The organism is Mycobacterium sp. PTI7, from assembly GCF_056679845.1.
The window spans coordinates 257,628-271,758 of the sequence record NZ_CM155252.1 but is presented as its reverse complement, the minus strand read 5'-3'; the positions used below and the strand labels follow the sequence as shown (position 1 = coordinate 271,758).

The 14,131-nt window shown below is 70.9% G+C and carries 13 protein-coding genes and 1 riboswitch; of the genes, 5 read left to right on the top strand and 8 right to left on the bottom strand.

Annotated features, from left to right (window positions below; genetic code table 11):
* Positions 1-152 precede the first annotated feature (152 nt).
* Positions 153-285, top strand: a riboswitch (SAM riboswitch).
* Positions 286-412: 127 nt separating this feature from the next.
* The 3 genes from AC1MEY_RS01315 to AC1MEY_RS01305 are packed head-to-tail and all read left to right on the top strand — an operon-like array spanning position 413 to position 3,611.
* Positions 413-1,750 (top strand): bifunctional o-acetylhomoserine/o-acetylserine sulfhydrylase, encoded by a 1,338-nt coding sequence (locus tag AC1MEY_RS01315; protein WP_480228953.1) that lies wholly within the window; start codon positions 413-415, stop codon positions 1,748-1,750.
* 2 nt (positions 1,751-1,752) lie between these two features.
* On the top strand, positions 1,753-2,874 hold the full coding sequence (gene metX / locus AC1MEY_RS01310; protein WP_480231738.1) for a homoserine O-acetyltransferase MetX: 1,122 nt from the start codon (positions 1,753-1,755) through the stop codon (positions 2,872-2,874).
* Positions 2,875-2,885: 11 nt separating this feature from the next.
* Positions 2,886-3,611 (top strand): class I SAM-dependent methyltransferase, encoded by a 726-nt coding sequence (locus AC1MEY_RS01305; protein WP_480231737.1) that lies wholly within the window; start codon positions 2,886-2,888, stop codon positions 3,609-3,611.
* Between the two features lie 8 nt (positions 3,612-3,619).
* Here AC1MEY_RS01305 and AC1MEY_RS01300 read toward each other — a convergent pair whose 3' ends face one another.
* Both AC1MEY_RS01300 and AC1MEY_RS01295 read right to left on the bottom strand, forming a co-directional pair.
* Entirely contained in the window at positions 3,620-3,913 is a 294-nt protein-coding gene (locus AC1MEY_RS01300) for a DUF3017 domain-containing protein (RefSeq protein WP_480228952.1), read from the bottom strand.
* Positions 3,910-4,764: a bifunctional methylenetetrahydrofolate dehydrogenase/methenyltetrahydrofolate cyclohydrolase gene (locus AC1MEY_RS01295; RefSeq protein WP_480228951.1), complete on the bottom strand. Its 855-nt coding sequence runs from the start codon at positions 4,762-4,764 to the stop codon at positions 3,910-3,912. The genes AC1MEY_RS01300 and AC1MEY_RS01295 overlap by 4 nt, the downstream gene beginning before the upstream one ends.
* Positions 4,765-4,790: 26 nt before the next feature.
* On the opposite strand from AC1MEY_RS01295, the gene AC1MEY_RS01290 reads away from it, so the two are divergent.
* Entirely contained in the window at positions 4,791-5,990 is a 1,200-nt protein-coding gene (locus AC1MEY_RS01290) for an NADH:flavin oxidoreductase (RefSeq protein ID WP_480228950.1), read from the top strand.
* Here the strand turns inward: AC1MEY_RS01290 and AC1MEY_RS01285 are convergent.
* Positions 5,987-6,484, bottom strand: coding sequence for a hypothetical protein (locus AC1MEY_RS01285; RefSeq protein ID WP_480228949.1), 498 nt, complete (start codon positions 6,482-6,484; stop codon positions 5,987-5,989). The two genes, AC1MEY_RS01290 and AC1MEY_RS01285, sit on opposite strands and share 4 nt — an antisense overlap.
* 233 nt (positions 6,485-6,717) lie before the next feature.
* Between AC1MEY_RS01285 and AC1MEY_RS01280 the strand changes: the two genes are divergently transcribed.
* Positions 6,718-9,372: an ATP-binding cassette domain-containing protein gene (locus AC1MEY_RS01280; RefSeq protein WP_480228948.1), complete on the top strand. Its 2,655-nt coding sequence runs from the start codon at positions 6,718-6,720 to the stop codon at positions 9,370-9,372.
* Between the two features lie 13 nt (positions 9,373-9,385).
* On the opposite strand, the gene AC1MEY_RS01275 is transcribed toward AC1MEY_RS01280, so the two are convergent.
* The 5 genes from AC1MEY_RS01275 to AC1MEY_RS01255 are packed head-to-tail and all read right to left on the bottom strand — an operon-like array spanning position 9,386 to position 14,081.
* Positions 9,386-9,952 (bottom strand): pentapeptide repeat-containing protein, encoded by a 567-nt coding sequence (locus AC1MEY_RS01275; protein WP_480228947.1) that lies wholly within the window; start codon positions 9,950-9,952, stop codon positions 9,386-9,388.
* A 1-nt stretch (position 9,953) separates the two neighbouring features.
* On the bottom strand, positions 9,954-10,529 hold the full coding sequence (locus tag AC1MEY_RS01270) for a GTP-binding protein (RefSeq protein WP_480228946.1): 576 nt from the start codon (positions 10,527-10,529) through the stop codon (positions 9,954-9,956).
* Positions 10,510-10,896: a DUF742 domain-containing protein gene (locus tag AC1MEY_RS01265; protein ID WP_480228945.1), complete on the bottom strand. Its 387-nt coding sequence runs from the start codon at positions 10,894-10,896 to the stop codon at positions 10,510-10,512. Before AC1MEY_RS01265 ends, AC1MEY_RS01270 begins: the two co-directional genes overlap by 20 nt.
* Positions 10,897-10,902: 6 nt before the next feature.
* Positions 10,903-11,310, bottom strand: coding sequence for a roadblock/LC7 domain-containing protein (locus AC1MEY_RS01260; RefSeq protein ID WP_480228944.1), 408 nt, complete (start codon positions 11,308-11,310; stop codon positions 10,903-10,905).
* On the bottom strand, positions 11,307-14,081 hold the full coding sequence (locus AC1MEY_RS01255) for a sensor histidine kinase (RefSeq protein WP_480228943.1): 2,775 nt from the start codon (positions 14,079-14,081) through the stop codon (positions 11,307-11,309). Before AC1MEY_RS01255 ends, AC1MEY_RS01260 begins: the two co-directional genes overlap by 4 nt.
* Positions 14,082-14,131: the final 50 nt, after the last annotated feature.

The window sequence follows — 14,131 nt, the reverse complement described above, 5'->3', positions numbered from 1 at the left end:
ATCGGCTTCGACCCGCGGCCACCTGTATCGCGTCGGTTACGAACCTACGCGTTGAGCGCGTCCGGGGCGACGGCTCCCCCGCGATCGGTGGCGGGCATTCGGGCCAGCAACCCGCTGGCACCCATACGTGGTGGTGAGTTAGGCTTTGTTTCGGTCATGAGTGCCAGCGTCAAGCCCCGGCTCGCTGGCCGGCAACCCTCCAACCGCGGTGGGGTGCCCCGGGTGATTGACCAGGTTGAGTAGCCAACCGAGACGTTTCGGCTGGCCGCGAGGCAAGCGCGGGTCCGCACCACGGGCCCCGAGAGACAGGGACACCCGGAGGCTCATCATGTGTCGTCGTTCGTGAATCCCACGGGCGCGGTACTTGCCGTGCCTCCGGCATCCGACTTCCCCACCCCGTAGGAGCACCACCGTGACCACACCCGAAGAAGACCCGACCGCAAACTGGGCGTTCGAGACCAAGCAGGTCCACGCCGGCCAGACCCCCGACAGCGCGACCCACGCCCGCGCGCTGCCGATCTACCAGACCACGTCGTACACGTTCGACAACGTCGCGCACGCCGCGGCGCTGTTCGGGCTGCAGGAGCCGGGCAACATCTACACCCGCATCGGCAACCCGACCCAGGACGTCGTCGAGCAGCGCATCGCCGCGCTCGAGGGCGGCGTCGCGGCCCTGCTGCTGTCGTCGGGACAGGCCGCCGAGACCTTCGCGATCCTCAACCTGGCCGCCAACGGCGACCACATCGTGTCGAGCCCGCGCCTCTACGGCGGCACGTACAACCTCTTCCACTACACGCTGCCGCGGCTGGGCATCGAGGTGAGCTTCGTGGAGAACCCCGACGACCTCGACTCGTGGCGCGCCGCCGTCCAGCCGAACACGAAGGCGTTCTTCGCCGAGACCATCTCCAACCCGCAGATCGACGTGCTGGACATCCCCGGCGTCTCCGGCGTCGCCCACGAGAACGGCGTGCCGCTGATCGTGGACAACACGATCCCGACGCCGTACCTGATCCGGCCGATCGAACACGGCGCCGACATCGTGGTGCACTCGGCCACCAAGTACCTCGGCGGCCACGGGTCCGCGATCGCGGGCGCGATCGTCGACAGCGGCAACTTCGACTGGACCCAGGGCCGCCACCCAGGTTTCACCACCCCCGATCCGAGCTATCACGGTGTCGTGTTCGCCGAACTGGGCCCGCCCGCCTATGCGCTCAAGGCCCGCGTGCAGCTGCTGCGCGACCTCGGCTCGGCGGCGGCGCCGTTCAACGCGTTCCTGATCGCCCAGGGCCTCGAGACGCTGAGCCTGCGCATGGAGCGGCACGTCGCGAACGCCCAGCGGGTGGCCGAGTTCCTCGAGGGCCGCGACGAGGTGGTGTCGGTCAACTACGCCGGCCTACCCAGCTCGCCCTGGCACGATCTCGGGAAGTCGCTGGCGCCGAAGGGAACCGGCGCCGTTTTGGCGTTCGAACTCACCGGCGGCATCGAGGCGGGCAAGGCGTTCGTCAACGCGCTGAGCCTGCACAGCCACGTGGCCAACATCGGTGACGTGCGCTCGCTGGTGATCCACCCCGCGTCGACGACCCATGCCCAGCTGACCCCCGAGGAGCAGCTCGCGACCGGTGTCACGCCGGGCCTGGTGCGCCTCGCGGTCGGCATCGAGGGCATCGACGACATCCTCGCCGATCTGGAGCAGGGCTTCGCCGCCGCACGCGCGTTCGCCGGCTCCTCGCACACGGTGGCGTCGGTGTGACGCTGGCCGACATCGTGGCGGCCACCGCCGAACTCCCCGCCGAGGGCGAGATCGGCGTCGTGGACGTCGGAACCCTCACCCTGGAGAGCGGCGCCGTCCTCGACGACGTGACGATCGCCGTGCAGCGGTGGGGCGAGCTGTCGCCGACGCGGGACAACGTGGTCGTCGTGCTGCACGCCCTCACCGGCGACTCGCACATCACCGGCCCGGCCGGTGACGACCATCCGACGCCGGGGTGGTGGGACGGCGTCGCCGGACCCGGCGCGCCGATCGACACCGACCGCTGGTGTGCGATCGCGACCAACGTGCTCGGCGGCTGCCGCGGTTCGACCGGCCCGAGTTCTCCTGCGCCGGACGGCAAGCCGTGGGGCTCGCGCTTCCCCGCGATCACGGTGCGCGACCAGGTGGACGCCGACCTCGCCGCCCTCGCCGCGCTCGGCATCACGCGCGTCGCGGCCGTCGTCGGCGGATCGATGGGTGGCGCCCGCGCACTCGAGTGGATCGTCGGCCATCCCGACACCGTCCGTGCCGCACTGATACTGGCGGTGGGTGCACGCGCGACCGCCGATCAGATCGGCACCCAGAGCACCCAGGTGTCGGCCATCAAGGCCGATCCCGACTGGCAGAACGGCGACTATCACGGCACGGGCCGCGAGCCCACCGCCGGCATCGAGATCGCGCGGCGCTTCGCGCACCTCACCTATCGCGGCGAGGAGGAACTCGACGAACGGTTCCGCAACGACGCCCAGGGCGACGAATCACCCACCGACGGTGGGCGGTACGCGGTGCAGAGTTACCTCGAGCACCAGGGCGGCAAGCTCGCGGCGCGCTTCGACGCGGGCACCTACGTCACGCTGACCGACGCGCTGAGCAGTCACGACGTCGGCCGCGGTCGCGGGGGCGTGCGGGCGGCACTGGCCGGCTGCGACGTGCCGGTGGTCGTCGGCGGCATCACGACGGACCGGCTGTACCCGCTGCGCCTGCAGCAGGAACTCGCCGACCTGCTACCCGGCTGCGTCGAGCTGAACGTCGTCGAATCGGCCTACGGGCACGACGGCTTCCTGGTGGAGACCGACGTCGTCGGCGCACTGATCCGACGGACCTTGGAGCTGGCGTCGAGGTGACCACGAATGACGTGTCCCGGCAGGAGAAGTCGCTGTCGTTCGGATCGGCTGCCTCGGCGTACGAGCGGGGCCGACCGTCGTACCCGCCGGAGGCCATCGACTGGCTGCTCCCCCCGGGTGCGCGCACGGTCCTCGACCTCGGCGCGGGCACCGGCAAGCTGACGGCGCGACTCGTCGAGCGGGGCCTCGACGTGACCGCGGTCGATCCCATCCCCGAGATGCTCGAGGTGCTGAAGGGCTCGCTGCCCGGCACCCCCGCGCTGCTCGGGACGGCGGAGGAGATCCCGCTGCCCGACGACAGCGTCGACTCGGTGCTGGTGGCTCAGGCGTGGCACTGGTTCGACCCGCAGCGGGCTATCAGCGAGGTGGCCCGCGTGCTGCGACCGGGCGGCCGGCTGGGCCTGGTGTGGAACAACCGCGACGAACGCCTCGGCTGGGTCAAGGATCTGGGCCGCATCATCGGCCACGAGGTCGATCCGTTCACCCAGACGGTCACGCTGCCCCAGCCGTTCGCGGACTTGGAGCGGCATCAGGTGGAGTGGACGAGTTACGTGACGCCGCAGGCACTCATCGACCTGGTGGCGTCCCGCAGCTACTGCATCACCTCGCCCGACGAGGTGCGCACCCGGACCCTGGAGCGGGTGCGGGAACTGCTCGGCACCCATCCGGCGCTGGTGAACACGTCCGGGCTGGCGCTCCCCTACGTCACGGTGTGCGTGCGGGCGACGCTGAGCTGAGTCCGGGGCTAGCTGGTGCCCAATGGGTCGATGGTCCACGCGATGTAGAGCATCGCCGCGCTCACGGATGCGGTGGTGGCGAAGTCGATGGTCCGCGACCGGATCACCAGCAGACCCGCACGGTCCTCGGAGAGGGCGAGTCGCATCGCTGCGGCGACGCCCACGCCGATCGCCAGCACCAGGGCGCCGCGTCGCCAGTAGCCCGCCACTACGAGGACGAAGGCCACGACGAAGAGCAGGCCGACCGTCAGGATCGGCCACTGTCCGGCGAACACCTTGCGGGCGAACTCCTTGGCGGTCAACGCACTTTCGCCTCGTCGGCTTCCACGACGTTGGTGAGCAGGAACGCCCGCGTCAGCGGTCCGACGCCGCCCGGATTCGGCGAGACGTGCCCGGCGACGTCCCACACGTCGGGCGCCACGTCGCCGACGAGCTTGCCGGCGTCGTCGCGGCTCACCCCGACGTCGATGACCGCCGCGCCGCGCTTCACCATCTCCGCGGTGACCATGTGCGGCACGCCCGCGGCCGCGATGACGATGTCCGCCTCGAGGGTCAGCTGCGGCAGGTGCCGGGTCGCCGTGTGGCACAGCGTGACCGTCGCGTTCTCCGACCGGCGGGTCAGCAGCAGGCCCATCGGCCGCCCGACCGTCACGCCGCGCCCGATGACCACCACGTGGGCGCCGGCGATCTCCACCTCGTAGCGGCGCAGCAGGTGCACGATGCCGCGCGGCGTGCAGGGCAGCGCGGCGGGCTCGTTGAGCACCAGCCGGCCCAGGTTGGTCGGATGCAGGCCGTCGGCGTCCTTGGCGGGGTCGATGCGCTCGAGCGCCGCGTTCTCGTCGAGGTGCTTGGGCAGCGGCAGTTGGACGATGTAGCCCGTGCACTCCGGGTTGGCGTTCAGCTCGTCGATGGTCTCCTCGAGCGTCGCCTGGCTGATGTCGGCGGGCAGGTCCCGGCGGATCGAGGTGATGCCGACCTTTGCGCAGTCGGCGTGCTTGCCCCGCACGTAGGCGTGCGATCCGGGGTCGTCGCCGACCAGGACCGTGCCGAGACCGGGGGTACGGCCCGCCTCGATGAGGGCCGCGACCCTCGTCTTCAGATCCTCGAAGATCTCGTCGCGCGTGGCCTTGCCGTCCAGAGTGATCGCTCCCACCCGGTCATTGTGGCAGGCTCCGGTGAATGAACACTCAGCCCAATGTGTTCACCGATGTCTTCAGCCCGGCTCGGCTGGGTCCGGTGACGCTGCGCAACCGCATCATCAAGGCCGCGACGTTCGAGGCGTCGACCCCGGACGCGCTGGTCACCGACGATCTCGTGAACTACCACCGGCTGCCTGCGGCGGGCGGCGTGGGCATGACGACCGTCGCCTACTGCGCGGTGGCGCCGGGCGGCCGCACCGACGGCTGGCAGATCTGGATGCGCCCCGAGGCCGTGCCGGGACTGCGCTGGCTGACGGAGGCCGTGCACGCCGAGGGCGCCGCCATCAGTGCGCAGATCGGCCACGCCGGGCCGGTCGCGAACGCCCGCACCAACAAGGCTCCCGCACTCGCGCCGGTGCGGTTCTTCAACCCGCTGTCGATGCGGTTCGCCAGGAAGGCCACCCGCGAGGACATCGCCGAGGTGACGCGGGCGCACGCCAACGCGGCGCGGCTGGCCGTCGACTCCGGCTTCGACGCCGTCGAGGTGCACCTGGGCCACAACTACCTCGCCAGCTCCTTCCTCAGCCCCCTGCTCAACCGCCGCAAGGACGAGTTCGGCGGGTCGCTGGAGAACCGCGCCAAGGTGGCGCGCGGCGTGGTGCGCGCCGTCCGCGACGCGGTGGGCGATCAGATCGCCGTGACGGCGAAGCTCAACATGACCGACGGTGTGCGCGCCGGCATCCCGATGGACGAGTCACTGCAGACCGCCAGGTGGCTGCAGGAGGACGGCGGCCTCGACGCCCTGGAACTCACCGCGGGCAGCTCGCTGGTGAACCCGCTATACCTGTTCCACGGCGACGCCCCCATCAAGGAGTTCGCCGGTGCGTTCAAGCCGCCGCTGAGCTGGGGCATCCGGATGACCGGCAAGAAGTTCTTCCGCGAGTACCCCTACCGCGAGGCGTTCCTGCTGGACAAGGCCCGCCGCTTCCGCGCCGAACTCACGATGCCGCTGATCCTGCTGGGCGGCATCACCAACCGCGAGACCATGGACCTGGCCATGGCGGAGGGGTTCGAGTTCGTCGCGATGGGACGCGCGCTGCTGGCCGAACCCGACCTGATCAACCGGATCAGGGACGACGGCGACGCGAAGTCGGTCCGCTCGGCGTGCACCCACTGCAACAAGTGCATGGCCACCATCTACAGCCACACCCACTGCGTCGTGACGGGAATGCCGGGCTAGCCGCCGCCCGACGTCTTCGAGATCGGTGCGACCTCCGGCGGGCGCAGATCCTCGAACTGCAGCATCGGCTCGTCCCGGATGACCCGCAGACCCGACGTGAGCAGGAGCTTCGTCGACGACACCGTGTAGGCGACGCCGTCCCCGCGAATCCCGAAGCAGCCGTTGGCCAACGGCGTCGCGGGGAGTCGCAGCGGAGCGCGGTCGCGTAGCCGCACGCCGCGGTACTCGAACCGGCCGCGCGGATCGGAGCACATGGCGACCAGCGACAGCGGCGTGCGCCCCACGGCCACGGGCTTCCAGGGGGCGTCGCACCGCGCCGTCGTGCCGACGAAGCCGCGGGCGTCGGTCGGTAGGTCGCCCGTCGCCGCCACGGCCGAGGGCAAAGCCGCACCCGTAGCCACGGCACCGGTCACCGCAGCGCCGGCGAGGAGCACCGCAATCATGGAGCGACCTGCGGCGCGGAGGCGTCCCGCCTGCGAGTTCTTGGCTGCCATGCCGACAACGACACCACGTCTGCGCAGCGCAGCGGCGGTAATCGCCCGTACCTCGACCGAATCGTCACCCGGTTGCAATCAACGCCGTGCGCAACCACGACCGGCTGGCGTTAAAAGCTCTTGCCCGCGTTTGCCGCGCTACGGGCTCAGGCCGGACCCCCACGTAACGGTACGGCCGCCATCGGGTCGCGGACCGGCCGGAGCGGACGGCCCTACCGTTAGAGTCGGTTCCGATGACGCGACCAGTACCGCCCGCTCTTACCGTTCGATACGACGGGTCGGCCCGGACCTTCGCGGCTGGCAACGACGTGGTGATCGGCCGAGACCTCCGGGCCGACATACGCATCGCCCACCCGTTGACGTCACGGGCCCACCTCATCCTCCGGTTCGACCAGGGCCGGTGGCTCGCGATCGACAACGGCTCCCTCAACGGGATGTACGTCAACGGTCAGCGCGTCCCCGTCGTCGACATCACCGACGGGCTGAACGTCAACATCGGCAACCCCGACGGACCGCGGCTGTCCTTCGACGTCGGCAGGCACCAGGGTGCGGTCGGCTCGCCGCCGCCCACCGCCGCGGTGCCCGTCGCCGGGCGCCCGAGCGCGTCCTGGCAGACGCAGCCCCCCGGAACCATGCCGCCGGGGATGCCCCCGCGCCAGCCGTTCCCGTCCGGCCAGCAGCCGCGCTACCCGTCGGGCCCCACCGGCGCACCTCCGGCCAGCGGCAGGCAGGCCTACCCGAGCGGGCCGCAGACCGGCCACCCCGGTGCACCGCAGGGCTACCCCAGCGCGCAGCAGCGGTACGCGCCACCACCTCCGTCGCAGCCCATCTCGGCACCGTCCGCGGAGCCGGTCACGCGGCTCGGTCCGACCGCCGCGCCGCGGCAGAGCGAGGGCAACCTCGCGACCAGCATGATGAAGATCCTGCGGCCCGGACGCGCCCCCGAAGCGCCCACGGGCGCGGTGAAGATCGGTCGCGCGACCGACAACGACATCGTCATCCCCGACGTGCTGGCCGGGCGCCACCACGCCAGCCTGGTGCTCACGCCCGCCGGCACCGAGATCGTCGACAACCGCAGCATCAACGGCACGTTCGTCAACGGCACCCGGGTCGACGCGGCACTGCTGCGCGACGGTGACGTGGTCACGATCGGCAACGTCGACCTGGTGTTCTCCGGCGGCAGCCTCGCCCGCCGCACCCAGACCGAGGCCTCCGCCACCAAGACCGGCGGCCTCGAGGTCAACGGCGTCACGTGGACCATCGAGGGCAACAAGACGCTGCTGAACAACATCTCGCTGGCCGCGCGCACGGGCACGCTGACCGCGGTGATCGGCCCGTCCGGCGCCGGCAAGTCGACGTTCGCGAAGCTCGTCGCCGGCTACACCCACCCGACCAGCGGCACCGTGACCTTCGAGGGCCACGACATCCACTCCGAGTACGCCTCGCTCCGGTCCCGAATCGGCATGGTCCCCCAGGACGACGTGGTGCACGGCCAGCTGACGGTGAAGCAGGCCCTGATGTACGCCGCGGAACTCCGCCTGCCCCCGGACACGACCAAGGAAGACCGCGAGCACGTGGTCATGCAGGTCCTCGAGGAACTCGAGATGACCAAGCACCTCGAGACCCGCGTCGACAAGCTCTCCGGCGGCCAGCGCAAGCGCGCGTCCGTGGCGCTGGAACTCCTGACCGGCCCGTCGCTGCTGATCCTCGACGAGCCGACCTCCGGTCTGGATCCCGCCCTCGACCGCCAGGTCATGACGATGCTGCGTCAGCTCGCCGACGCGGGCCGCGTGGTGCTGGTGGTCACGCACTCTCTGACCTACCTCGACGTGTGCGACCAGGTGCTGCTGCTCGCCCCGGGCGGCAAGACGGCGTTCTGCGGGCCACCCGACCAGATCGGCGCCCAGCTGGGCACCACCAACTGGGCCGACATCTTCAGCACGGTCGCCGGCGATCCGGACGCCGCCAGCAGGCGCTACCTCGAGATCAACGGTCCGCCACCGCCCGCGCCACCGGCGGAGGAACCCGCCGACCTCGGCAGCCCCGCCGCCACCAGCGTGATCCGTCAGTTCTCGACGATCGGTCGACGGCAGATGCGGCTCATCGTCTCCGACCGCGGGTACTTCATCTTCCTGGCGGTGCTCCCGTTCATCATGGGCGTGTTGTCCCTGTCGGTGCCCGGTAGCACCGGCTTCGGTCAGCCGTCCCCGGTCGGCGACGCGCCCAACCAGCCGGGCCAGGTGCTGGTGCTGCTCAACGTGGGCGCGATCTTCATGGGCACGGCGCTGACCGTTCGCGATCTGATCGGCGAGCGTGCGATCTTCCTGCGCGAGCAGGCGGTAGGCCTGTCCACGTCGGCCTACCTGCTGGCGAAGGTCTGCATCTACTCGGTGTTCGCGATCGTGCAGTCCGGCATCGTCACCGGGATCACGCTGATCGGCGTCGGGCTCCCCCAGAACGGCGCCGTCGTCCTCGGCAGCAGTGAGACCGCGGCCGCGATCGAGCTGTTCTTCGGCATGGCCGCCACCACCATCTGCGCGGCGACGGTCGGCCTCGCGCTGTCGGCGCTGGCGAAGACCAGCGATCAGATCATGCCGCTGCTCGTCGTGGCGGTCATGTCGCAGCTGGTGTTCTCGGGCGGCCTGATCCCGGTCACCGGACGGGCCCCGCTCGACCAGATGTCGTGGGTGACACCGGCGCGCTGGGGTTTCGCGGCGACGGCGTCGACCGTCGGCGTCACCGACATGGTGAAGCCGCCGATCATGCCCGACGACTCGCACTGGAAGCACGAGTCGGGCGCCTGGATCCTCGACATGGCGATGCTGGGCGCGCTGTCGGTCTTCTACCTGTGCTTCGTGCGGTTCAAGATCCGGCTCAAGTCCGGCTAGCCCGTCGGCGGTGTCAGTCGCCGATGACCAGGGCGTGCGCCACGGCGTAGGCGATCGCCTGGTCGACGTCGACCTTGGCCCCGCGGATCCGGGCCGTCGTCCAGAACGTCGCATCGACGCGGGCGCCGCGCAGGTCGGCCTCGTCGAACTTCGCGTCCTGCGTACGCGCTCCGGTGAGGTCGGCGCGGCGCAGCACCGCCTTGCGCAGGTCGGCGCCCACCAGGCTGGCCTCGCGCAGCCGGCAGTCGCTGAGGTCCACCTTCTGCAGATCGCACCCGCCGAGGACCGTCAGCGTCAGGTCCACCTCGACGAGCGTGATCGGGCGGAACCGGCAGTCGGTGAAGACCGAGCCGAGCAGCGAGCACTGGCGGAAGACGCCGTGCAGCAGCGACGCCCGGCGGAAGTCGCAGTTGCGGAACGCCGAACCGAGGTGCTCGGACTCGGTGAGGTCGACGCCGCTGAACGTGCAGTCGGTGAAGACGACGCGTTCGGTGCGGATCCGGCTCAGGTCCTCGCCGCGGAAGTCGTGCCCGACGAACTCGCGGTCCACCCACGTCTCGTCGGCGTAGGACTCCGGCACGTCAGCGGGACGGCGAGCCGAGGCTCGCCAGCGAGTACTCGGTGATCGCGATCAGCGCGGCCCGCGCCGACTGCCGGTCGCGCGCGTCGACGCCGAGGACGGGGATGTGGTCGGGAAGCGCCAGCGCCGCACGCACGGCCTCCTCGGGATGCCGAGGGGCGCCGTCGAACTGGTTGACGGCGACCAGGAACGGCAGGTTGCGCGCCTCGAAGAAGTCGACGGCGGCGAAGCTGTCCTGCAGGCGGCGGACGTCGACGAGGATGATCGCTCCGATCGCGCCGCGGACCAGGTCGTCCCACATGAACCAGAAGCGCCGCTGACCGGGCGTGCCGAACAGGTAGAGGACGAGGTCGTCGGCGAGGGTGATCCGACCGAAGTCCATCGCGACGGTGGTGGTGCTCTTGTCGGGCGTGCCGTCCAGCCCGTCGACACCCGACGAGGCGGTGGTGACGATGGCCTCGGTGCGCAGCGGCATGATCTCCGAGACGGCCCCGACGAAGGTCGTCTTCCCGGCACCGAAGCCGCCAGAGATGACGATCTTGGTGGCGGCTGAGCGCTCAGAGTGCCCGTAGGCCACGCAACGTCCTCCCCAGGAGTTCTCGGCGTTCGTCCGCGGTCGCCGTGTCCGACAGCGTCGCGTGCACCCGAAGATACCCCTGCAGCACGAGATCGGAGATCAGCACGCGCGCGACACCGAGCGGAATCGCCAGATGCGCCGCGATCTCCGCGACCGACGGCCCGTCGGCGGCCAACCGGAGGATCCGGGCGCTGACGTCGGTGGCGGGCCAGCGCGGCGCGGGGCCGGCGTCGACGGTCCGGACGGGCGCCTCGAGCGGCAGGTCGACGTGGGCGCTGGTGCGCCCCGCGGTCAGGATGTACGGCCGGACGAGACTGGCCTCAGGCTGCCGTTCGCCGGACTCCCACCCCTCGCGACGACGGTCCATGCCGGCTCACGAACGACGAGCGGAGCGGCGGGCCGACTGGATGACCGTCCCGACCCGCTCGACGAGGATCGCCATCTCGTAGCCGATCTGCCCGATGTCGCAGGAGCGAGTGGCGAGCGTCGCGAGATGCGATCCGTCGCCGACCCGCATCAGCAGCAGGTAGCCGTTCTCCATCTCGACCACGGACTGCAGCACGTACCCGCCCTCGAACAGTTGCGCCGCACCCGCGGACAGGCTCGCCAGACCCGATGACACCGCGGCCAACTGGTCGGCGCGCTCGGTCGGCATGTGCGCGCTGGACGCCATGAGCAGGCCGTCGGCCGAGACCAGGATGGCGTGCGAGACGCCGGACACCTCGTCGGCGAAGCGGGCCACCAACCAGTCGAGTGAGTCGCGCTGGGTGGAACGGGTCATTCGCGGTCTGTCTCCCTGCTCTCGCGGGCGTGGGCCCGTCCGGCGTGCACACCACCGAAGTGGTTGCTGATGCTGGCACGGACGGCTTCGGGGTCACGGGCCGGTTGCGGATGGTCGGCCGGGTGGTCGGCACCGTTGACGAATCCGTTGGCGTGCCTGCCGTTGTGCTCGTCGTCGCCCTCGGCGGCGCCGGGGACCAGTCGGACGCCGGGCTGCCGGACCGGCAGTCCCTCGGCGGTGTGTTCGGCGACCGGCGCCTGCTCGGCGGCCTCGGCGGCGGACCAGCCCTTGTCCCACACCGTCGCCCAGTCCAGGTCGGTGCTCTGCGCCAAATCGTTGGGATCGTCGATGAGCCACTCGGAGAGCATCTTCGAGAAGATGCTGCCGTCGCCGTCGTCGTCGGGCTGCTCGGTTGCTGCCGGCATGGGCGGCTCGGTGGGCCGAACCGGGGGGTCCGCATAGCGGTCCTCGGCCTGCGCGCGCGAGGCGAAGAACGCCGACGTGTCGGTCGGCGCCTGACGCGGTGGCGCGGCCGCGGGCTCGTCGGGCCAGTCGTCGTCGGCCCACTCGTCCCGGGGCTCGGGAGTGCGTGTCAGTTCGGTGAACTGGGGCGGACCGGTCGGGATGTCGGAGATACCGCTCGCTCCGGGGTTGCGCTGCGGCAGGAACGACACCGGCACCTCGGCGGGCCGGGACTCGGGCACCGGCGGCGTGTGATCGGGATAGTCGGAGAAGTCGTCGGTGAACTGGCTGAACTCGTCCTCGACCGGCTCGTCCCGGACCACCGCAGGAGGAGGCGCAGGCGCGGCCTGGACCGGGATGTCCTCGGTCACCGAGCCGTCGCCTGGCGGTTCCGCCACGACGGGGACGCCGCCGCGCAGGAGCAGCTCGGCGGGGACGTACACCCCGGCCGTCGTGCCCGAACCCTGGTCGCCCGCAACGGTGCTGCGCAGCCGCACCACCAGACCGTGCTGGGCGGCGAGCCGGCCGACCACGAACAGTCCCATGTGGCGTGCGGTGTACGGGTTGACCTCGCCGCCGGACTGCAGGCGGGTGTTGGCGACGCGCAGGTCCGCCTCGGCCATGCCGAGGCCGTCGTCGGCGATCTCGACGACCAGTCCGCCGTTGCCCGTGTGCACCGCCGACACCCGCACCTCGGACTGCGGCGGCGAGTAGCGCAGCGCGTTGTCGAGCAGCTCGGCGAGCAGGTGGACCAGGTCACCGGCGACGGCACCGGCGACCTCGCTCTCCGGGACCTCCGCGGTGACGACCCGGGTGTAGTCCTCTACCTCCGACGCGGCGGCGCCGACGAGCGCGGCGACGGGTACCGGTTCGGCCTGCTCGCGCGGGACCTGGGCGCCCGAGAGCACCAGCAGGTTGGCGCCGTTGCGGCGCATCCGTGCGGCGAGGTGGTCGAGGCGGAACAGGCTCTCGAGGCGCTCGGGGTCGTCCTCGTTGCGTTCGAGGCGGTCGATGAGCGACAGCTGCTGGTCGACCAGGGACCGGCTGCGGCGCGACAGCGTCTCGAACATGTCGCCGATCTGGACCTGCAGCCGCGACTGCTCACCGGCCAGCAGCAGCGTCTGCTCGTGCAGTTCGTCGACGGCGTGCGCGACCTGCCCGATCTCCTCGGTGGTGTACACCGGCAGCGGCCTGAGGGCGCCGGGGTCCTGGCCCGCACGCACGCGTTCCAGTTCGCGGACCAGGTCCTCGTGGGCGACCTTCAGGGCGCCGTCACGCAGCCGGCGCAGCGGCAGCACCAGCGTGCGCGCCACCAAAGCGACCAGTAGCAGCGCGATCATCATCGCGACGCCGACGATCACGGAGTCCCGGATGGCCGCGCTGCGCTGCGTGGCGGCCTGATCGTCGACGGCCGTGGTGACCTCGGAGGTCGACCGGTCGATCACCTGCAGCGCGATCTGATTGGTCGCGTCGATCGACTGGGTGATCTCGGGGTTGTTGACCAGCGGCACCGCGGGATCGGACATCAGCGCCATCCGCCGGACCATCTCGTCCTGCAGGCGCTGCGCATCCGACGATCCGACGCCGAGCACCTGGACCATGCCGAACAGCGTCGACGGCTCCGTGCCCGCGAGCGTGATCATCGACGTCCGCAGTTCGGGATCGGGGATCTCGCCGCCGAGGTTGACCAGCAGCTGCTGCATCATCATCTGGCCGCGTGCGCCCATCGCCCGGGACAGCCCGAGCGTCTCGGCGCGGATCCGTTCGTCGTCCACGCGGACCGACCCGTTCACCGCGTCCTCGGCGGTCAGCAGGATGGGCGCGTAGGTGGTGACGCGGTCGCGGAGGCCGATGCTGTTGGCCGTGACCTGATCGAGCAGCGCCTGCCCACCGTCGAGCAGCGAGTCGACGCCCGTCGCGACGTCCGGCACGACGTCGGTGGCGTCGAGCTGACGCCGCAGGTTCTGCTTGCCGGCGTCGAACGCACTGAGCGCGGACTGCGCGTCGCCACCGGTCGAATTGGCGAGCAGGGCCGCCTCGAGCGTGCCCATGTAGTCGACGATCGCGGGCACCATGTCGGCGCGGTCGGCGGCCAGGCGGAGGCCGTTCGCCTCGCTCCACCCGGAGTGGATGCGCAGGCCGCCGAAGACGCCGGCGAGGACCAGCGGCACCAGGACGATCGCGAAGACCTTCCATCCAACGGGCCAGTTGCCGACCGAATACCGGGACGGTCGCTTGGCCGGCTGCGCGAGGTTGTTCTCGAATTCCGCTGCTGCGCTCGACTGCGGCTGCCGGCCGAACGCCGTCATCGCGGACCGGTCGTCGAGCCGGCCGGTCGGCCGTGTGATCGCATGTCGCT